Source organism: Hydrogenophaga sp. A37 (assembly GCF_002001205.1).
Taxonomy (GTDB): domain Bacteria; phylum Pseudomonadota; class Gammaproteobacteria; order Burkholderiales; family Burkholderiaceae_C; genus Hydrogenophaga.
On record NZ_MUNZ01000181.1, the window covers coordinates 1 to 19,484 of the forward strand.

Sequence of the window (19,484 nt, forward strand, 5' to 3'; positions counted from 1 at the left end):
GCCCCGCCCGCCGCCAAGGTGGTGGTTCAGCCCGCCAAGAAAGTGGTCGCCAAAAAGGCCGCCGTCACCAAGGCCTGATCCGCAGCGATCTCGGACAGCTTTGAAGGCAAAGCAGCCGGAGCAAAACGCCGAGGCATGAGAAGGCCTCACCAAGGGCACAGCCGGGCCGGCTTTGCCGGACGGCCAGTGCAGCCCCCTCAGGGGGTCGCGCGAAGCGCGGCGGGGGTGTCAGGTCAATTCTGGTGTCTGCACCGTCACCAACAGGTTCTGCATCCGCCCCGCCCGCTCGCGGTTGCGCAGCCACCAGAGCGCCCCTTTTTTCATGGGGCACTCGGGCTCGGGCAAGCGCAGCAGCCGCGCAATCACCTGGCCCAGCGTGGGCTGGTGGCCGATCACGACCACCGGCGAGCGGCCATCGGGCCAGCCCACCAGCGCCAGCACCGACTCCAGTTCGGCCCCGGGCAGCAGCTCGTCGCGCGTGCGGAACTTGCGGCCCAGGGCAGCGGCCGTCTGCTGGGCGCGTTGCGCAGGGCTTGCATAGACGCGGGCGCCCTCGGGCAGTTGGCGGTCGAGCCAGGCGCCCATGCGGGCGGCCTGCTTTTCCCCGCGCGGTGTGAGCCGGCGCTCCAAATCCAGAGCGTCCCCCTGCAGGCCTTCAATGCCTTCGGGGTGTTCGTGTGCTTCGGCGTGGCGCCAGAGAATGAGGTCCATGGGAATGCCTCAGCCTTTGTGCCCGTAGCGTGCCATCAGCGCCGCCTGGGCCGAGTGCCGCGTGGTCGCGGTGTCGCCCGCAGGCAGGTAGCTGCCATCGGGCTGCAACAGCCAGGCGTCTTTCGTGTCGTGCAGGCAGGCCGAGAGGCACTCGTCCAGTACGCGCTGGCGCAGCACCGGGTCGGTGACCGGCCAGGCCAGCTCCACGCGGCGCAGCATGTTGCGGTTCATCCAGTCGGCACTCGACAGCCAGAGCGACTCTTCGCTCCCGACACGGAAATAGAACACGCGAGAGTGCTCCAGCAGGCGCCCGATCACCGAGCGCACCCGCACGTTGTCGGTCACACCCGGCACCTGCGCCGGCAGGATGCAGGCGCCGCGCACGATCAGGTCGATCTTCGCGCCACGCTGCGACGCCAGCGCCAGCGCGCGCGCCATCGGCTCGTCGGTCAGCGCGTTCATCTTGAGGATGATGCGGGCCTCTTTCCCGGCCTGCGCCGCCAGCCCGGCGCTCTCGACGTGCTCGAGCATGGCCTTGTAGAGGTGGAACGGCGCGATCACCGCCTTCTTCAAACGCGGCAGGCGGTTCTGGCTCGCCAGGTGCAGAAACACCTGCTCCAGATCGGCCGTGAGCACACGGTCGGCCGTGAGGTAGCTCAGGTCGGTGTAAAGGCGCGCCGTGCCCGGGTTGTAGTTGCCGGTGGACACGTGGGCGTAGCGCCGCAGTCCACCGCTCTCGCGCCGCGTGACCAGCAGCATCTTGGCGTGGGTCTTGAGCCCGACGACGCCGTACACCACCTGCGCGCCCACCGACTCCAGTCGCTCGGCGTAGTTGATGTTGGCCTCTTCATCGAAGCGGGCCTTGAGCTCGACGACCGCCGTGACCTCCTTGCCGCGCCGCACCGCTTCGCGCAGCAGGTTCATCAGCTCGGACTTGGCGCCGGCGCGGTAGATCGTCATCTTGATCGCGAGCACGTCGGGGTCGTCGACCGCCTCGCGCAGGAAGGCCAGCACAGCGTCGAAACTCTCGTAGGGCTGGTGGATCAGCACGTCGCCCTGTTGCAGCCGTTCGAAAAACGATTGCCCGGGCGTGAGCTGCACCGGCCAGCCGGCGCTGTAAGGCTCGAAGCGCAAGGACGGCTCATCGACCTGGTCGATCAGCTGGTTCAGCCGCACCAGGTTCACCGGCCCCGGCACCCTGAACAGCGCCTGCGCCGGCAGAGCGAATTGCTCCAACAGAAAGCCCGACAGAAATTCCGAGCAACCGGCCGAGACCTCCAGCCGCAGCGCCTCGCCGTAGTGGCGCTGCTGCAAGCCCTTGCGCAGCGCGGTGCGCAGGTTTTTCACCTCCTCCTCGTCCACGGCCAGATCGGAGTGGCGCGTCACGCGGAACTGCGAAAACTCGGTCACCTGGCGGCCGGGGAACAGGTCGTCCAGGTGCGAACGGATCAGGCTGGAGATCGAGACGAAGTGCGACTGCTTCGAGCCTTTGACCGGCGGCATGCGAAAGAAGCGCGGCAGGATGCGTGGCACCTTGACGATGGCCACCTCGTTCTCGCGGCCAAACGCGTCCTTGCCCTTGAGGCGGACGATGAAGTTGAGCGACTTGTTGGCCACCTGCGGAAACGGGTGGGCCGGGTCCAAGCCCACGGGCATCAGCAGCGGCTGCACCTCGCGGTGAAAAAACGATTTGACCCACTGCTGCTGCCGCGCATCGCGCTCGCCGTGCGACACCAGCTTGATGCCCTGCTTTTCCAGCAAGGGCAACAGCTCGTCGTTGTAGATCGCGTACTGCTGCGCGACCAGCTCGTGCAGCTGCTTCGAGACATGTTCGTAGCTGCTGGCGGTGTACTGGCCACGGTGTTCGCCCAGGTTGAATGCGCTGAGCTGCGGCGCCATGCGCACCTCAAAAAACTCGTCGAGGTTACTGGACACGATGCACAGGTAGCGCAGGCGCTCCAGCAGTGGCACGCCGTCGCGACGCGCCCAGTCCATGACACGCTCGTTGAAGGCGAGGATGCTTTGATCGCGGTCCAACAGCACCAGGCCCGGGTTCGAAGATTCAGCTTTCATTCGATTCGTCAGAAGGTGTCAGGCAGCGGTGGTCTCCGACGGAGACACCAGCGCCAACTTGTGACGATTATTCAACGACCGCGTGACGTTTGTGTGACACATTGGCACGCCGCAGCGGCAGGATGGACATGCCTTCCGTCATCGGTCGGTGCTCGCGCGACGTGCGCAGGGGCCGGGGCAAACGCACGAGGTGGGAAACAAACAGCGCCGCGGCACGCTCCCAGTCAAACGCCAGCGCCCGCTGCCGTGCGGTGCTGCGCCGAACCTTGAGGGCCTCGGCCCACGCCTCGTGCAAGTCTTCGCGCAGCGCACCGGCCCCACTGTCGCCCACCACCTGCCGGGGGCCGTCCACCGGGTGCGCCGCCACCGGCACACCGCAGGCCATGGCTTCGAGCATCACCAGCCCCAAGGTCTCGTGGCGGCTCGGGAACACCAACACGTCGGAGGCCGCGTACACCTTGGCCAGCTCGCAGCGCGGCAACACCCCCACCCAGTGCACGTTGGGATGGGCGTCGCGCAACCCTTCTTCAAGCGGCCCGGCCCCACAGACCACCTTGCTGCCGGGCAGGTCCAGATCCAGAAAGGCCTTGACGTTCTTCTCGTGCGACAGGCGCCCCACGTACAGGCTCACGGGGCGCGCGAGGTGGCCCAGTGCGGGCGACTCGGTGGCTTCTGGCGCGAACGCAAACAACCGGGTGTCCACCCCATGCGTCCATGCGCGCAGCCGTCGAAAGCCCTTTTGCTGCAGCGTCTGCAGCACCCCGCTGGTGGGCACCATGACACCGTTGCTGGGGCGGTGAAAGCGCCGCAACAAGGCGTACCCCCATGACAAGGGAACCCCCAGCGCCGTTTTCAGGATCTCGGGCAAGCGGGTGTGGAACGCCGTGGTGAAAGGCAGGCCGCGGCGCAGGCAATGGCGCCGGGCGGCCCAGCCCAGCGGGCCTTCGGTGGCGATGTGGATCGCGTCGGGCTGGGCCTCGTCCATCAGCTGGGTCAGGCGCCGGCCGGGAAACAGCGCGAGGTCGATGCCGGCATGGCCCGGACAAGCATGGGTTCGGAACTGCCCCGGCTGGATCACGCTGACGGCGTGACCCATGCCTTGCAGCTGCCGCGCCAGCTCCACCAGCGTGCTCACTACGCCATTGACCTGCGGCAACCAGGCATCCGTCACCAGCAGAATGTTCATGGGCACGGGGGTCACAGCAGCAGCGAACGAAGTGAGCGTGAGGGCGGTTTCATCCTAGGCAGGCACCAAGGCAGCCCCCATGGGCACACTGGTCCCTTCGCCGCCCGAGTGGCGGGGGTGCCAGTGCAGCAGCTCCAGCCGACCGTCCATGTGCTCGACCAAGGCCGAGAGGCTCTCCACCCAGTCTCCGTCGTTAACGTACAAGGTGCCGTCGATGGTGCGCATCTCGGGGCGGTGGATGTGCCCGCACACGACGCCCTGAAAACCGCGTTGCCGCGCCTCGTCGGCCACGGCACGCTCGAAGTCAGAGACGTGGTTCACCGCCCGCTTCACCTTGTGTTTCAGGTACTGCGACAGCGACCAGTAGCGCAGGCCCAGACGTTGGCGCACGGTGTTGAGATGGCGGTTCAGGGTCAGGGTGACGCCGTAGAGGTTGTCGCCCACGTAGGCCAGCCACTTGGCGCACTGGATCACGCCGTCGAAGTGGTCGCCATGCACCACCCACAGCCGGCGGCCATCGACCAGGGTGTGCACGGTTTCATTGAGCACCTCGATGCCGCCGAAGCGCTGGCCATCGAACTGCCGCGCGAACTCGTCGTGGTTGCCCGGCACGAACACCACCCGGCAGCCCTTGCGCGAGCGGCGCAGCAGCTTCTGCACCACGTCGTTGTGCGCCTGCGGCCAGAACCACTTTCGGCGCAACTGCCAGCCGTCGATGATGTCGCCCACCAGGTACAGCGTGTCGCTCGGGTGGTGCTTGAGGAAGTCGAGCAAGGCCACAGCCTGGCAACCCGGTGTGCCCAGGTGCACGTCAGAGATGAAGACCGCCCGGTAGCGGGGCCGTCCTGCCACATCGTCATGGGGCTCGTCGCCGACCTCAGGCCCCAAGGGAAGCGCCCCGCCCAAACCCGCACCACCCAAGGCTTCAAAGACGGCTCTCATGTTGGCTCCTTGCAAACAGAACACCGGCGCCGCAACGATGCCCCCCACCCAGGGCACCGCCGGGCCGGCTTCGCCGGACGGCCAGTGCCGCCCCCTTGAAGGGGGTCGCGCGCAGCGCGGCGGGGGTGATCCATCTCACACTCCGAAGTGCCGGCGGTAACGAGGAGGCATGTCCGCGATGCGCATCATCATCGGCAGGTCGGCGGCGTTGAAATCTGGGTCCCAGGCCGGTGGGCCCATGACCTTGGCGCCGAGGCGCAAATAGCCCTTGATGAGCGCGGGTGGCTCCACATCGAGCGTGTCGTCCAGTTGGTCCACCGGCAGCGGCAGACGGGGACGCACATGGCAATCGACCGGTGCGAGGTGTTTGTCTTTCACCTGGCGCCAGATGCTGGCGGCCACATGGCCACCGCCGACGACACCGTGCTCGCCTTCGTGCTGCATGGGGATGCTGGCGCAGCCGATCATGATGTCCAGGCGGTTGCGCTGCATGAAGGCCGCGAGCGCGCCCCACAGGGCCATGATCACGCCGCCGTGGCGGTGGTCGCGGTGCACACAGCTGCGGCCCAGCTCCACCATGCGGTCGCGCATGTGGCGCAGGCGAACCAGGTCGAACTCGGTGTCGCTGTAGGTGCTGCCCACGCGCTTGGCCTGCTCGGGGGTGAGCACGCGGTAGGTGCCGATCACCTGGCGGGTCGCAACATCGCGCACCAGCAGGTGTTCGCAGAAGTCGTCGAACAGGTCCACGTCGTGGCCTGGCAGCGCGCCGGACAAGATGGCGCCCATCTCACCCGCAAACACGTCGTGCCTCAGGCGCTGCGCTTCGCGGACCTCGTCCAGGTTCCGCGCCCAGCCAACCTCAATGCCGGCCGGCGCATGGGCTTCGGTGCGAGAGACCGCCGAAACAAGCGGAGAGCGGGGATGAAGTGACCCCCGGAAAATGGACGATGGAGACAGGTCCAGCGTCGGTGTGGGCAGTTCTCGCATGGCGGGCTCCTTGAAGAAAGGCGCGCCACTCATGGACGCGTGGTGGATGGTTTTTCTGAACATGCGGTGAATTCTGGGCAGCCCACATGACTGCGTTGTGGCGCGCAGATGAACTTTTTTTGACACCCCCAACGACCGCTTCGTGGCGTCTTCAAGCTGTCATCAAAGTTTCACAACGGCCGATCAGACTGCGCAGCGTTCCTCTTCAACCGTGTCACCACCCATGTCCAAAAACACCCCCATGAATTTCAACGACGAAGACTCCAACACCTCCTCCAACCCGGCCTTCGAGCAGGTGTTGGACAGCCGCCTGAGCCGTCGCAGCCTGTTCAAAGGTGCCGGCCTCGTCGGTGTGGCGGCTGGCGCCACGGCCCTGACCGGCTGCGCCACCACCATGAGCGGCGGCGGCACCACGGTGAACAGCCTGGGCTTCAAGCCCGTGGCCAAGAGCCTCGCCGACAAGGTGGTCGTGCCCGAGGGCTACACCGCGCAAGTGATCTACGCGTTGGGCGACCCGCTCACCGCCGCCACCCCCGCCTACAAGAACGACGGCACCGACGCCGCCTTCGAACAACGCGCCGGCGACCACCACGATGGCATGGAATGGTTCGGCCTGGACGCGAGCGGTCAGCCTTCCAACTCGTTCACCAGCCGCGGCCTGCTGGCCATGAACCACGAAGCCACCACCGACGAAAAGCTGTCGTCGTTCTTCATCCACGCCAACGGCGGCACCTCCACCCTGCCCCGCCCCGCCTCGGAAGTGGACAAGGAACTGGCCATCCACGGCTTGTCGTTCGTGGAAGTGCAGAGCAACGGCAAACAGTGGGCCTACCAAGCTGCCTCGCCGTTCAACCGCCGTGTCACCACCATGACCCCCGCCGCCATCCACGGCCCGGCCCGTGGCAGCGAGCACCTGGTGACCAAATTCAGCGCCGACGCGACGCAGAGCCGCGGCACGCTGAACAACTGCGGCACCGGCAAAACCCCTTGGGGCACCTTCGTGAGCGGCGAAGAAAACTGGTTTGGCTACTTCTTCCGCGATGCCAAGGACGATGACGCGCGCAAGAAAGACAAGCAGGTGCAAGGCCTCAAACGCTATGGCCGCAAGGCCGGCGAAGCCAGCCGCCACGGCTGGGAAAGCGCGGGCGCCGACGACCGCTTCGTGCGCTGGAACAACAGCGCCATCGGCGCCAGCGCCAAAGACGACTACCGCAACGAGATGAACACCTTCGGCTATGTGGTCGAGATGGACGCGTACGACACCAAAGCCCCCATGCGCAAGCGCACCGGCCTGGGCCGCTTCGCCCACGAAAGCGTGGCCTTCGCCAAGCCCGTGACCGGCCAGCCCATCGTGGCCTACATGGGCGACGACGCGCGCGGCGAGTACATCTACAAGTTCGTATCCGAAGCGAAATGGGACCCGAAAGACGCCAGCCCGGCCAACCGCCTGTCCGCCGGTGACAAGTACCTCGACAAGGGCACGCTGTTTGCCGCTCGCTTCAAAGGCGACGGCAGCGGCGAATGGCTGGAGCTCTCGATGAACAACCCGGTGCTCGCCGGCAGCTCGTATTTCGAGTTCAAGAGCAACGCCGACATGGCCATCTTCACCCGTCTGGCCGCCGACGCCGTGGGCGCCACCAAGATGGACCGCCCGGAGTGGAACGGTGTGCACCCGCGCACCGGCGAGGTCTACTTCACGCTGACCAACAACAGCAACCGCACCGCTGCCACGGCCGACGCCGCCAACCCGCGCGCCTACACCGACATGAAGGACGGCAAGGAACAAAAGGGCAACGTCAACGGCCACATCGTGCGCCTGGCCGATGCCTCGTCCGCTGGGTCGTCGTTCAAGTGGGACATCTATGTGTTCGGTTCGGAAGCCGGCGCGGACAAGTCCACCGTCAACCTCTCCAGCCTGACCGACGACAACGACATGTCCGCACCCGACGGCCTGGTGTTCAGCCCGGCCACCGGCATCTGCTGGATCCAGACCGACGACGGTGCCTACACCGACAAGACCAACTGCATGATGCTGGCCGCCATCCCGGGCAAGCTGGGCGACGGCGGTGCCCGCACGGTCAAACACGGCGACAAGGACGTCACCACCTATGTGGGCAAGACCCCAACACCGACCACGCTGGCGCGTTTTCTGGTCGGCCCCAAGGGCAGCGAGATCACCGGCTGGTGCGAAACGCCCGACGGTCGCGCGGTGTTCATCAACATCCAGCACCCGGGTGAGAGCACCAAGATGGCCGATGTGAACGATCCGTCCAAGTTCCAGAGCCAGTGGCCTGCCAACGCCGGCTACGGCGCCGGCCAGCGCCCGCGCTCGGCCACCATCGTGATCACGAAGAACGACGGCGGAATCATTGGGAGCTGACGCTCCCCCCTGCGCCGCTTGTCGGCTTCCCCCTTCCAGGGGGACCACACCTTGGACCGGCGGAGCCTGCTCCTTGGTGTGTCTGGGTTAGACACCTCGCTCCGGCTGGCTTTTTGGGGAATCTTGATGGACGACTTGAACACTTCAATTTCGATTGACCGCGACGCCGCCTGGCTGCGCCGGGTGCAGAACGAGTTGCTCGACGGGTATGACGAAGAGCTGGAAATGGAGATGGACGACCGGGTGCTGGAAGAGGCGGCGCTGCAAGGCGGCGCTGTGTCCAGCCCGGTCGCGGGCAGCAACGAGGCCCGCCGCACCTACTTCCGCGAGCTGTTCCGGCTGCAGGGTGATCTGGTGAAGCTGCAGGACTGGGTGGTCGCCACAGGCCACAAAGTGGTGATCATTTTTGAAGGCCGCGACGCGGCGGGCAAAGGCGGCGTGATCAAGCGCATCACCCAGCGGCTGAACCCGCGGGTCTGCCGCGTGGTCGCCCTGCCCGCTCCCAACGACCGTGAACGCACTCAGTGGTACTTCCAGCGCTACGTGACCCACCTGCCGGCGGGCGGCGAGATCGTGCTGCTGGACCGCAGCTGGTACAACCGCGCCGGCGTCGAGAAGGTCATGGGCTTCTGCAGCGACGAGCAGTACGAGGCATTTTTCCGCGACGTGCCCGAGTTCGAGAAGATGCTTGTGCGCAACGGCATCCAGCTCATCAAGTACTGGTTCTCGATCTCGGACGAAGAGCAGCACCTGCGCTTCATGGGCCGCATCCACGACCCGCTCAAGCAGTGGAAGCTCAGCCCCATGGACCTGGAGAGCCGCCGCCGCTGGGAGCTCTACACCAAGGCCAAGGAAGTGATGCTGGAGCGCACCCACATTCCCGAATCGCCCTGGTGGGTGGTGCAGGCCGACGACAAGAAGAAGGCTCGCCTCAACTGCATCCACCACCTGCTGCAACAGATGCCCTACGCCGAAGTGCCCCGGCCGAGCATCGTGCTGCCTCAGCGCGAACGGCACGAGGACTACAAGCGCCAAGCGGTGCCGGACGACATCTTGATTCCGGCTGTGTACTGCCCCCCCCGCGCCGCCTGCGGCGTCACCCCCCAGGGGGGCAACGCGAGTGGCCCGGCGGAGCCGGTTCCACCGCGTTCTGGGTGGGGGCATCCGCTCCGATGAGGTCTTCGCTTGCGCTCATCCTCGGTTGAAGTTGAAGGCCTCTCGTCCTGACGGAGCTTTTTTCATTTCTATATTTCGAATATCATTGAACTATGGAAACCACCACCCCCATTGAACAGAACACCCTGAGCGCCCTCACCGCCTTGTCCCAGGTGGTGCGGTTGCGCGCCTTTCGTGAACTGGTGGTCGCTGGGCCGGCGGGCTTGACCCCTGGGGTGATGGCCGAGCGCCTGGGGGTGGCGCCGAGTTCGCTGTCGTTCCACCTTAAGGAGCTGGTGCACGCCGATCTGGTGAGCGCCGAGCCGCAGGGTCGGCACCTGATCTACCGCGCCCATTTCGACCGCATGAACGCGCTGCTGGGCTACCTGACCGAGCACTGCTGCGGCGGGCAGCCTTGCGAGGTGACACCCTCGGGCTGCAGCGATTGCGGAGACCCGGCATGAACCTCGCTGACACACTGAACCTCGGCTGCGCCTGCCAGACGCTGGAACCACAGCGCCTGCAGCAACAGCTGGAGACCGAGCCCGCGCTGGCCGGCCTGACCGAGCGGCTGGCACAGAGCCACCCGCACCTGTTCTCACGCACCGCCGTCTTCCTCGACCCGCGTGTGATGGTGCAGATCACCGACGCAGTGGCCGCGCTGGAACGTGTCATCGCCCTGCCCGCCTGGCAACAGCAAGCCCTCGCACGCGCGCCACAAATCGCCAGTCTCGACCATGGGCCCGCCGGCGTGTTCATGGGTTACGACTTCCACCTCGCCCACGAGGGGCCGCGCCTGATCGAGATCAACAGCAACGCCGGAGGCGCCTTGCTCAACGCCGCCCTGGCGCGGGCGCACCGCGCCTGCTGCGAGTCGTTCCAGCAGGTGTTCGATCCGCGGGACACGCTGCGGCTTCTGGACGAGGCCTTCGTCGACATGTTCCGCGCCGAATGGCAATCGCAGCGCGGCGACGCACCGTTGCGCAACATCCTGATCGTGGACGACGCGCCCGGCGAGCAGTACCTGGCGCCCGAGTTCCAAATGGCGCGCGCGCTGCTCGCTGCACACGGCCTGATTGCCGTGGTGGCCGATGCTCGCGAGCTGCAGTGCCGCAATGGCGCGCTCTGGCACCCGGCGCTGCCCGCCGGCATGCCGGTGGACCTGGTCTACAACCGCCTGACGGATTTCTACCTGCAGGACAGCGGCCACGACGCGCTGCAGCAGGCCTACCGCGCGGGCGCGGCCGTGGTCACGCCGCATCCCCGCACCCACGCGCTGTACGCCGACAAACGCAACCTGATCGCGCTGTCCGACGCCGCGCTGCTCGAAGCCTGGGGCGTGAGTGAAGCCGACCGCGCTGTGCTGCACCAGGTGGTGCCCGCCACACAGCGCGTCACGGTCGAGCAAGCCGATGCGCTTTGGGCGCAACGTCGCGAGCTGTTCTTCAAACCCGCCGCCAGCTTCGGCGCGCGCGCCGCCTACCGGGGCGACAAGCTCACGCGGCGCGTGTGGGGCGAGATCCTGGCCGGCAACTATGTCGCCCAGGCCACCGTGCCGCCCAGCGAACGGCTGGTGCGCGTGGGCGACGCGACCGTGCGGCTCAAGCTGGACCTGCGCGCCTACACCTACCGGGGCCAGGTGCAGCTGCTGGCCGCGCGCACCTGGTCGGGCCAGACCACCAATTTCCGCACCGAAGGCGGCGGTTTCTCACCGGTGGTGGTGCTGCCCGCCCGAACCCTGGCGGCATCCTGCGCTCCCACTTCTCAGCCCTCGGGGCCATCGCTGCCTTCCGGCGGCCTTCCTTCCATCTTCAAACAGGAATGACAACATGAAAGTCGGCATCAACGGCATGGGCCGCATGGGGCGCTTGGCCCTGCGCGCGGCGTTTGGCGCCATCGAGCGCGAAGCCATCGACCCGCGCAGCGGCAACCGCCTAGAGGTCGTGCACCTCAACGAAATCAAGGGCGGTGCTGCGGCCACCGCCCACCTGCTGGCGTTTGACACGGTGCAGGGCAAGTGGCGCGCGGACATCGCCGCCGAGGGCAGTGATGCCATCCGCATCAACGATCAGCGCCTGGGCTTTTCCGAACACGCCACCGCCGCACAGATCCCCTGGGGCGAGCTCGGCGTGGAACTGGTGCTCGAATGCACCGGCAAATTCCTCACGCCAGAAACGATCCAGGGCCACCTGGACCGCGGTGCCAAACGGGTCATCGTGGCCGCGCCGGTGAAGGTGGGTGATGTGCTGAACATCGTGGTCGGTGTCAACGAGCACCTCTACAACCCGGCGCGCGACCGCATCGTCACCGCCGCCAGTTGCACCACCAACTGCCTGGCCCCGGTCGTGAAGGTGGTGCACGAAGCCATCGGCATCCGCCACGGCCAGATCACCACGCTGCACAACCCGACCAACACCAACCTGGTGGTGGACGCGCCGCACAAAGACCTGCGCCGCGCGCGCAGCGCGATGGTCAACCTCGCGCCCACGACTACCGGCAGCGCCACCGCCATCGCGCTGATCTACCCCGAACTCAAAGGCAAGCTCAACGGCCACGCGGTGCGCGTGCCAGCGCTCAACGCCTCGTTGACCGACTGCGTGTTCGAACTCAACCGCGCCACCACGGCCGAAGAAGTGAACGCGCTGTTTGAAGCCGCGGCCAACGGCCCGCTGGCCGGCATCCTGGGCTTCGAGAGCCGCCCGCTGGTGAGCGCCGATTACGCGCGCGACACGCGCAGCGCCATCGTCGACGGCCTCTCGACCATGGTGACCGACGGCACGCTGCTCAAGGTCTACGCCTGGTACGACAACGAGATGGGCTACGCCACCCGCATGGTGGACCTCGCCTGTCATCTGGAAGCGCAGGGCATTTGATCGGGGCACGATGAACACCGCCACCCGCAACTACGCCATCGTCACCACCGCCTACTGGGGTTTCACGCTCACCGACGGCGCGCTGCGCATGCTGGTGCTGCTGCACTTCTACCGCCTGGGCTATTCGCCGTTCACGCTGGCCTTCCTGTTCCTGCTCTACGAAGCGGCCGGCGTGCTGGCCAACCTGATCGGTGGCTGGCTGGCCACGCGCTACGGCATTCAGCGCATGCTGACCGTGGGCCTGGTCACGCAGATCACCGGGTTCACCCTGCTCTCGCTGCTGAACCCGGCCTGGACAGCGGTCATGTCGGTGGCCTGGGTGATGGTCGCGCAAGGCATCTGCGGCGTGGCCAAGGACCTGACCAAGACCGCCAGCAAGTCGGCCATCAAGATCACCGCCGACCAGGCGAAGAACCAGGGCTCCGGTCAGCTGTTCAAGTGGGTCGCCTGGTTCACCGGCAGCAAGAACGCCATGAAGGGCTTCGGCTTTTTCCTCGGTGGCCTGCTGCTCGATGCGCTGGGCTTCCAGCACGCGCTCTGGGCCATGGCCGGCTTGCTGGTGCTGGTGTTGGCGGGCGTGGTGGGCTTTGTGCCACCGCTCATGGGCAAGAGCAAGGCATCCCAATCCGCCAAGGAACTGTTTGCGAAGAACGCCGGCATCAACGCGCTGGCCGCTGCGCGTGTGGCGCTGTTCGGCGCGCGCGACGTGTGGTTCGTGGTCGGTGTGCCGGTGTTCCTGTATTCACAGGGCTGGACCTTCACCATGGTCGGCGGCTTCCTCGCGCTCTGGACCATCGGCTACGGCCTGGTGCAGGCGCTCGCGCCCCACATCGTCAAGCGCAGTGCGGACGGGCTGAGCAGCGAAGTGCCGGCGGCGCGCTGGTGGTCCTTGGGCCTCGCGCTGATCCCGGCGGGCATCGCAGCCGCCGTGTTGCTCGAAGCGCCGAACCTGCAGTGGTGGGTGGTCGGCGGCCTGGGCCTGTTCGGCTTTGCCTTCGCCGTCAACTCCTCGGTGCACTCCTACCTGATCCTCGCCTACGCAGGCAGCGAGAAAGCCGCCGAAGACGTGGGCTTCTACTACGCCGCCAACGCGCTGGGCCGCTTCTTCGGCACGCTGATGTCGGGCCTGCTCTACCAATGGGGCGGCCTGCTCTATGCGCTGGTCGGCTCGGCACTGATGCTGCTGATGTGCTGGTTGCTGACACTGGGTTTGCCCACGCGTCTGGCGCTCCAAACTTCTCCCTCGACCCCTGCATAGGCATTCCATCCACCCGACAAGGACACCCCCATGAACACCCCCAAGGTCTACAACGTGCTCTTCCTGTGCACCGGCAATTCGGCCCGCAGCATCATGGCCGAAGCCATCCTCAACGCGCAGTCGGCCGGCATGTTCCGTGGCTACAGCGCGGGCAGCCACGCCGTGGGCGCCATCAACCCCATGACCATCGACCTGCTGCAGCGCAACCACTACAAGACCGACAGCCTGCGCAGCAAAAGCTGGGACGAGTTCGCCGCGCCCGGCGCTCCGGTGATGGACTTCGTCTTCACCGTCTGCGACCAGGCCGCCGCCGAGGTCTGCCCGGTCAGCCGATCTCGGCCCACTGGGGCGTGGCCGATCCGGCCGCCGCCACCGGCACGGAAGAGCAGCGCCAGCGGGCGTTTTCCGAAGCGTTCAGTGTGATGTCGCGCCGCATATCACTGTTGATGTGCCTGCCCATCGACAAGCTTAGCCGCCTGGCCCTGACCCAGGAAGTGCAGAACGTCGGGCGGGAACAGCCGGCCACGGTTTGACACTTTCACCCATGGGACTTTTTGAACGCTACCTCACCGTCTGGGTCGGCCTGGGCATCCTCGCCGGGGTCGGTCTGGGCCTGCTCACACCCGCCAGCTTCGCCGCCATCGCCGCCGTCGAGGTGGCCCACGTCAACCTGATCGTCGCCGTGCTCATCTGGGTGATGATCTACCCGATGATGATCCAGATCGACTTCGCGGCCGTGCGCGACGTCGGCAAGAAGCCGCAGGGCCTGATGCTCACGGTGGTGATCAACTGGCTCATCAAGCCCTTCACCATGGCCGCGCTGGGCGTGCTGTTCTTCCGCTACCTGTTCGCCGACTGGGTCGACCCGCAGTCGGCCAGCGAATACATCGCCGGCATGATCCTGCTGGGCGTGGCGCCCTGCACCGCCATGGTCTTCGTCTGGAGCCAGCTCACCAAGGGCGACCCCAACTACACCCTGGTGCAGGTCTCGGTGAACGACCTGATCATGGTCTTCGCCTTCGCACCCACCGCGGCCTTCCTGCTCGGTGTGACCGACCTCACCGTGCCCTGGCAGACGCTGCTGCTGTCCACGGTTCTCTACGTGGTGCTGCCGCTGGTGGCCGGCGTGCTCACGCGCCAGTGGCAACGCAGTCGCGGCGGTGAGGGAGCGGTGAGCGGTTTCGTGAAGGCGCTGAAACCCTGGTCGGTGGTGGGCCTGATTGCCACCGTGGTGCTGTTGTTCGGCTTCCAGGCACAGACCATCGTGGCCCAGCCGCTGGTGATCGGGCTGATCGCGGTGCCGCTGCTGATACAGACCTACGGCATCTTTGCCATCGGTTACGTGGGTGCGCGATGGCTCAAGCTGCCGGGGGACATCGCAGCGCCCGCCTGCCTGATCGGCACCTCCAACTTCTTCGAACTGGCGGTCGCGGTGGCAATCTCGCTCTTCGGCCTGCACTCGGGCGCCGCGCTGGCCACGGTGGTCGGCGTGCTGGTCGAGGTGCCGGTGATGCTGTCGCTGGTGGCCTTCATCAACCGCACCCCGCACTGGTTTGCACCACCCTCCCACTGAGCCATGGCCGCGTGGCGCTCACTACAATGACCGCCACCGTCGATCACACCTCAAGGAGTCACCATGACCTCACTGCGAAACACCCTGGCGCTGGGCGCCATGTCCATCGCCATCCTCGGGTGTTCCAGCGTCTCGCTCGACCCCGCCAAGCCCAGCGAAGGGCGTTCGGCCAGCGGCCAGGAGGTGCGCACCGTGAAGTCGCCTGACGGCAAGTTCGAGGGCGAAGTCTCCGGCACGCCCGTGCCCGACAGCCGCTTCGCCAAGGTAAAAATCGGCATGGAATTGCAGCAGGTGCTGAAGCTGATCGGGAACTACGACGAGCTGTACAACCACGAAACCGGCAAACGCTGGATTCCGTTCTACTTCGGCAGCGACGCGCGCCGCGTTGTCACGCACTACAAAGGCGAAGGCTGCCTGAGCTTCACCGGCGGCAATGTCTGGGGCGGCGGCAGCAACCAGCTCATCCGCATGGACGTCGATCCCGCCGGCAAGTGCTACCAACCCTGATGCGGGGTCCACACGCTGCGGCGTTGACGCTGCTCGCCCATCCGGCAGCACCTGGCCCCGACGCGCTGCAACTGGGCGTTTCGATGAGCGCCGATGGCGCGGGCTGGCGGCTCCAATACACGCTCACCGGCGACCTGAACACCCTGCTCATCCCCCAGCCCCAGCCCCAGCCGTCCGGCCCGGCGGACGGGCTCTGGCAACACACCTGCTTTGAAGCCTTCGTGGGCACGGCCGGCAACGCGGCCTATCGCGAGTTCAACTTTTCACCGTCGGGTCAGTGGGCGGCCTACCGCTTCAGCGCAGAACGGGTGCGCGACCGCGCCGCCGAAAGCACCGATCACCCGCCCGTGATTACCTGCGAGCGCACAGCGCACGCGCTGGACCTGAGCGTCTGGCTGCCGCCAGCGTTGCTGCCCGTGCCCGAAGACCTGGCCTCATGGGTGATCGGCCTCAACGCCGTGATTGAAGCCAGAGACGGCCAGCTCAGCTACTGGGCGCTGCACCACCCGCGCGCCGAGCGGCCCGATTTCCACCACGCAGGCGGCTGGACCCACCGCCTGCTCCCCGCACCTTCCGCCCTTCAAAGCCCCGCATGAAATTCGGCATCGAACGCTTCATCGAAGACCCTGCCCTGCGCGCACCACTCGCCGGCCGCCGCGTCGCCCTGCTCGCCCACCCGGCCTCGGTCACGCGGAACCTCACACATTCGCTCGATGCTTTGGCCGCCCTGCCCGACGTGAAGCTCTCCGCTGCTTTCGGCCCGCAGCACGGCCTGCGCGGCGACAAGCAGGACAACATGGTCGAGTCGCCCGACTACCTCGACCCGCGCCTCGGCATCCCAGTGTTCAGCCTCTACGGCGAGGTGCGCCGGCCGACCGACGCCATGATGGACACGTTCGATGTGCTGCTGGTCGATCTGCAAGACCTGGGCTGCCGCATCTACACCTTCATCACCACGCTGCGCTACGTGCTCGAAGCCGCCGCCCAACACGGCAAGGCCGTCTGGGTGCTCGACCGCCCCAACCCCGCCGGTCGACCGGTCGAAGGGCTGACGCTGCGCACCGGCTGGGAAAGCTTCGTCGGCGCCGGCCCCATGCCCATGCGCCACGGCATGACCATGGGCGAACTCGGCCACTGGTTCATCGCCACGTTGGGTCTCACGGTCGACTACCGCGTGATCACGATGGAAGGCTGGGCGCCCGATGCAGCCCCAGGTTTCGGCTGGCCCACCAAGCGCACCTGGGTCAACCCCAGCCCCAACGCCGCCAACCTCTGGATGGCCCGCGCCTACGCCGGCACCGTGATGCTCGAAGGCACGACGCTCAGCGAGGGCCGCGGCACCACGCGGCCGCTCGAACTGTTCGGCGCCCCCGACATGGATGCCAGGCAGCTCATCGCCGACATGCGCCGCACCGCACCGCAATGGCTGCAAGGCTGCGTGCTGCGCGAGTGTTTCTTCGAGCCGACGTTTCACAAACATGCAGGCCAGCTCTGCGCCGGTGTGCAGATCCACGTCGAAGACCCGACGCACTATCACCACGCCACCTTCCAACCCTGGCGGCTGCAGGCCCTGGCGTTCAAAGCCGTGCGGATGCAAGCGCCCAGCTACCCGCTGTGGCGCGACTTCGCCTACGAATACGAACACGATCGTCTGGCCATTGACCTGATCAACGGCGGGCCGGCGTTGCGGGAGTGGGTGGACGATCCGAAGTCAACACCTGAAGACCTCGACGCGATGACGGCACCAGACGAAGCCGCCTGGCTAGAAAAACGAAAGCCGTTCCTGCTCTACTGAGCAGGAGGATCGAACGCGAACGGCCAGGATGCGGCGGAACCGGCTCCGCCGGGCCGCACGCATCGCCCCCTTGAGGGGGTCGCGCGCAGCGCGGCGGGGGTGGAGGACCTACAGCCACTTTTGCATGAACTGCGCCGTGCCCATCGCCGGGTCGAGCTGGTAACCGGCGTAGCCGATGCGCTGGTAAAGCTTGACCGCCGGCGCATTGCCCGAGAGCACCTCCAGGGTCATCTTCACCGCGCCACGCTGAATGGCGATCTGCTCAGCCTCGGCCAGCATCTGCTCGGCGATGCCACGCCCGCGGTGGCTGGCGAGCACGGCCACATCGTGCACGTTGACCAGCGGCTTGCATTTGAAGGACGAAAACCCTTCGATGCAATTGACCAGACCCACCGCTTGCTCGCCGTCGAACGCCAGCACGCTGTAGGCCTGCGGACGGGCCGCGAGCTCACGCACCAGGTTCGCTTTGACGAAATCAGAGAGCGGCTCGCCGCCACCGGCGGGATCGCTGGCGTAGGCGTCGAGCAAGGCCACCACGGCAGCGGCATCGCGTGCGTTCAGGTAGTCCGCGCGGCGGACCGACAACGTGACCGCCATCAGCCGGCCCTCACCGCGTTGACCAGGCGCTCGGCGCAGGCCTGCGCCAGCTGCGCGTCGCGCGCCTCCACCATCACGCGCAACAGCGGTTCGGTGCCACTGGCGCGAATCAGCACGCGGCCGGTGTCGCCCAGGTCGGCCTCCACACGCTTTGTTTCTTCGGGCAGCAAGGCGTTGGTCTTCCAGTCCTGCCCCGGTTGCAGGCGCACGTTGATCAAGGTTTGCGGGAACAGGGTCACCTCTTCCAGCAGTTGGGCCATGGTCTTGCCACTGCCCACACAGGCCTGCAAAACCTGCAGTGCCGACACCAGCCCGTCGCCCGTGGTGTGCCGGTCCAGCACCAGCAAATGGCCGGAGCCCTCACCACCGTAGGTCCAGCCGTGGCGCTCCAGCTCTTCCAGCACGTAGCGGTCACCCACCTTGGCGCGCACAAATTTCACGCCGCGTTGCTTGAACGCCACCTCGACCGCCATGTTGGTCATGAGCGTGCCCACCACGCCCGGCACATCCACATCGCGCGCGATGCGATCGGCAACGATCAGGTACAGCAGCTCGTCGCCGTTGTAGAGGCGCCCGCTGGCGTCCACCAGCTGCAAGCGGTCGGCATCGCCGTCCAGCGCCACACCGTAGTCGGCACCGTTCGCCGCCACCGCAGCGACCAGCGCCTGCGGGTGCGTGGCGCCCACCTCGTGGTTGATGTTCAGGCCATCGGGCGCACAGCCGATGCGCACCACCTCCGCGCCCAGTTCGTGGAACACGGCGGGGGCGATCTGGTAGGCCGCGCCATGCGCCGCGTCGACCACGATCTTCAGGCCCTTGAGCGTGAGCTCGCTGGAAAAGGTGCTCTTGCAGAACTCGATGTAGCGCCCGGCCGCGTCGTCCATGCGACGCGCCTTACCGAGGTTGCGCGAGTCGGCCCAGACCGGGTCCTGCGCCAGCTCGGCCTCCACGGCATGCTCCCAGTCGTCGGGCAGCTTGTTGCCCTGGGCACTGAAGAACTTGATGCCGTTGTCGCCAAACGGGTTGTGACTGGCCGAAATCACCACGCCCAGGCTGGCGCGCTGCGCTCGGGTCAGGTAGGCCACGGCGGGTGTCGGCACAGGGCCGAGCAAGACAACATCCACGCCGGCCGAGTTGAAGCCCGACTCCAGCGCGCTTTCCAGCATGTAGCCTGAGATGCGTGTGTCTTTTCCGATCAGCACCGTGGGGTGTGCCTCGGTGCGCTTGAGCACGCGGCCCACGGCGTGAGCGAGTTTGAGAACGAAGTCGGGGGTGATCGGCGCTTGGCCGACGGTGCCGCGGATGCCGTCGGTGCCAAAGTAGGTGCGTGTCATAGGGGGAGAAAAGAGGGGTGGGCCTGGCCCGCGGAGAAGACCGATCCGACTGGACGCAGCCCGGGCACCATTTTAGGGCCACGGCACCGGCCGCCAGGCACCGCCTGCGCCAG

General features: G+C 66.6%; 17 protein-coding genes and 1 pseudogene. 11 read left to right on the top strand and 7 right to left on the bottom strand.

The window, feature by feature from the left end; all coding sequences use genetic code 11:
• Positions 1–228: 228 nt before the first annotated feature.
• From B0E41_RS24005 to B0E41_RS24025, 5 genes are all read right to left on the bottom strand, one after another.
• Positions 229–711, bottom strand: a complete 483-nt coding sequence (locus B0E41_RS24005) for a histidine phosphatase family protein (RefSeq protein ID WP_077335266.1) — start codon at positions 709–711, stop codon at positions 229–231.
• A gap of 9 nt (positions 712–720) precedes the next feature.
• Positions 721–2,784, bottom strand: a complete 2,064-nt coding sequence (gene ppk1 / locus B0E41_RS24010; protein WP_077335268.1) for a polyphosphate kinase 1 — start codon at positions 2,782–2,784, stop codon at positions 721–723.
• A gap of 67 nt (positions 2,785–2,851) precedes the next feature.
• Complete coding sequence (locus tag B0E41_RS24015) at positions 2,852–3,970, bottom strand: glycosyltransferase family 1 protein (RefSeq protein ID WP_077335310.1); 1,119 nt, start codon at positions 3,968–3,970, stop codon at positions 2,852–2,854.
• Between the two features lie 54 nt (positions 3,971–4,024).
• Positions 4,025–4,912, bottom strand: coding sequence for a UDP-2,3-diacylglucosamine diphosphatase (locus B0E41_RS24020; protein ID WP_077335270.1), 888 nt, complete (start codon positions 4,910–4,912; stop codon positions 4,025–4,027).
• Between the two features lie 135 nt (positions 4,913–5,047).
• The gene (locus B0E41_RS24025; protein ID WP_077335312.1) at positions 5,048–5,899 is read right to left on the bottom strand and encodes a GNAT family N-acyltransferase; all 852 of its coding nucleotides are present in this window, start codon (positions 5,897–5,899) and stop codon (positions 5,048–5,050) included.
• 223 nt (positions 5,900–6,122) lie between these two features.
• Here B0E41_RS24025 and B0E41_RS24030 point away from each other — a divergent pair, with 223 nt between their 5' ends.
• The 11 genes and pseudogenes from B0E41_RS24030 to B0E41_RS24080 all read left to right on the top strand — a co-directional run bounded on the left by B0E41_RS24030 (position 6,123) and on the right by B0E41_RS24080 (position 17,440).
• Positions 6,123–8,279: a PhoX family phosphatase gene (locus tag B0E41_RS24030; RefSeq protein ID WP_077335272.1), complete on the top strand. Its 2,157-nt coding sequence runs from the start codon at positions 6,123–6,125 to the stop codon at positions 8,277–8,279.
• Between the two features lie 153 nt (positions 8,280–8,432).
• Complete coding sequence (gene ppk2 / locus B0E41_RS24035; RefSeq protein ID WP_077335314.1) at positions 8,433–9,455, top strand: polyphosphate kinase 2; 1,023 nt, start codon at positions 8,433–8,435, stop codon at positions 9,453–9,455.
• A gap of 92 nt (positions 9,456–9,547) precedes the next feature.
• Positions 9,548–9,898, top strand: coding sequence for a helix-turn-helix transcriptional regulator (locus tag B0E41_RS24040; RefSeq protein ID WP_077335274.1), 351 nt, complete (start codon positions 9,548–9,550; stop codon positions 9,896–9,898).
• Positions 9,895–11,259 carry a hypothetical protein gene (locus tag B0E41_RS24045; RefSeq protein ID WP_253195138.1) on the top strand — a complete coding sequence of 455 codons (1,365 nt, stop codon included), beginning with the start codon at positions 9,895–9,897 and terminating at the stop codon, positions 11,257–11,259. Before B0E41_RS24040 ends, B0E41_RS24045 begins: the two co-directional genes overlap by 4 nt.
• Positions 11,260–11,263: 4 nt before the next feature.
• Positions 11,264–12,307, top strand: coding sequence for an ArsJ-associated glyceraldehyde-3-phosphate dehydrogenase (locus tag B0E41_RS24050; RefSeq protein WP_077335276.1), 1,044 nt, complete (start codon positions 11,264–11,266; stop codon positions 12,305–12,307).
• A 10-nt stretch (positions 12,308–12,317) separates the two neighbouring features.
• Positions 12,318–13,565 (top strand): organoarsenical effux MFS transporter ArsJ, encoded by a 1,248-nt coding sequence (gene arsJ, locus B0E41_RS24055; RefSeq protein WP_077335278.1) that lies wholly within the window; start codon positions 12,318–12,320, stop codon positions 13,563–13,565.
• A 30-nt stretch (positions 13,566–13,595) separates the two neighbouring features.
• Positions 13,596–14,098 (top strand): annotated as a pseudogene (locus B0E41_RS24060) (arsenate reductase ArsC).
• 11 nt (positions 14,099–14,109) lie between these two features.
• Positions 14,110–15,138: an ACR3 family arsenite efflux transporter gene (gene arsB / locus B0E41_RS24065; RefSeq protein WP_077335280.1), complete on the top strand. Its 1,029-nt coding sequence runs from the start codon at positions 14,110–14,112 to the stop codon at positions 15,136–15,138.
• 63 nt (positions 15,139–15,201) lie between these two features.
• Positions 15,202–15,645 (top strand): hypothetical protein, encoded by a 444-nt coding sequence (locus tag B0E41_RS24070; RefSeq protein ID WP_077335282.1) that lies wholly within the window; start codon positions 15,202–15,204, stop codon positions 15,643–15,645.
• The gene (locus tag B0E41_RS24075) at positions 15,645–16,241 is read left to right on the top strand and encodes a DOMON-like domain-containing protein (RefSeq protein WP_143433999.1); all 597 of its coding nucleotides are present in this window, start codon (positions 15,645–15,647) and stop codon (positions 16,239–16,241) included. Before B0E41_RS24070 ends, B0E41_RS24075 begins: the two co-directional genes overlap by 1 nt.
• Positions 16,238–17,440 (top strand): DUF1343 domain-containing protein, encoded by a 1,203-nt coding sequence (locus tag B0E41_RS24080; protein ID WP_077335284.1) that lies wholly within the window; start codon positions 16,238–16,240, stop codon positions 17,438–17,440. Before B0E41_RS24075 ends, B0E41_RS24080 begins: the two co-directional genes overlap by 4 nt.
• Positions 17,441–17,548: 108 nt before the next feature.
• Here B0E41_RS24080 and B0E41_RS24085 read toward each other — a convergent pair whose 3' ends face one another.
• Positions 17,549–18,037, bottom strand: coding sequence for a GNAT family N-acetyltransferase (locus B0E41_RS24085; protein WP_077335286.1), 489 nt, complete (start codon positions 18,035–18,037; stop codon positions 17,549–17,551).
• The gene (glmM, locus tag B0E41_RS24090; protein WP_077335288.1) at positions 18,037–19,371 is read right to left on the bottom strand and encodes a phosphoglucosamine mutase; all 1,335 of its coding nucleotides are present in this window, start codon (positions 19,369–19,371) and stop codon (positions 18,037–18,039) included. The genes B0E41_RS24085 and glmM overlap by 1 nt, the downstream gene beginning before the upstream one ends.
• Positions 19,372–19,484 lie beyond the last annotated feature (113 nt).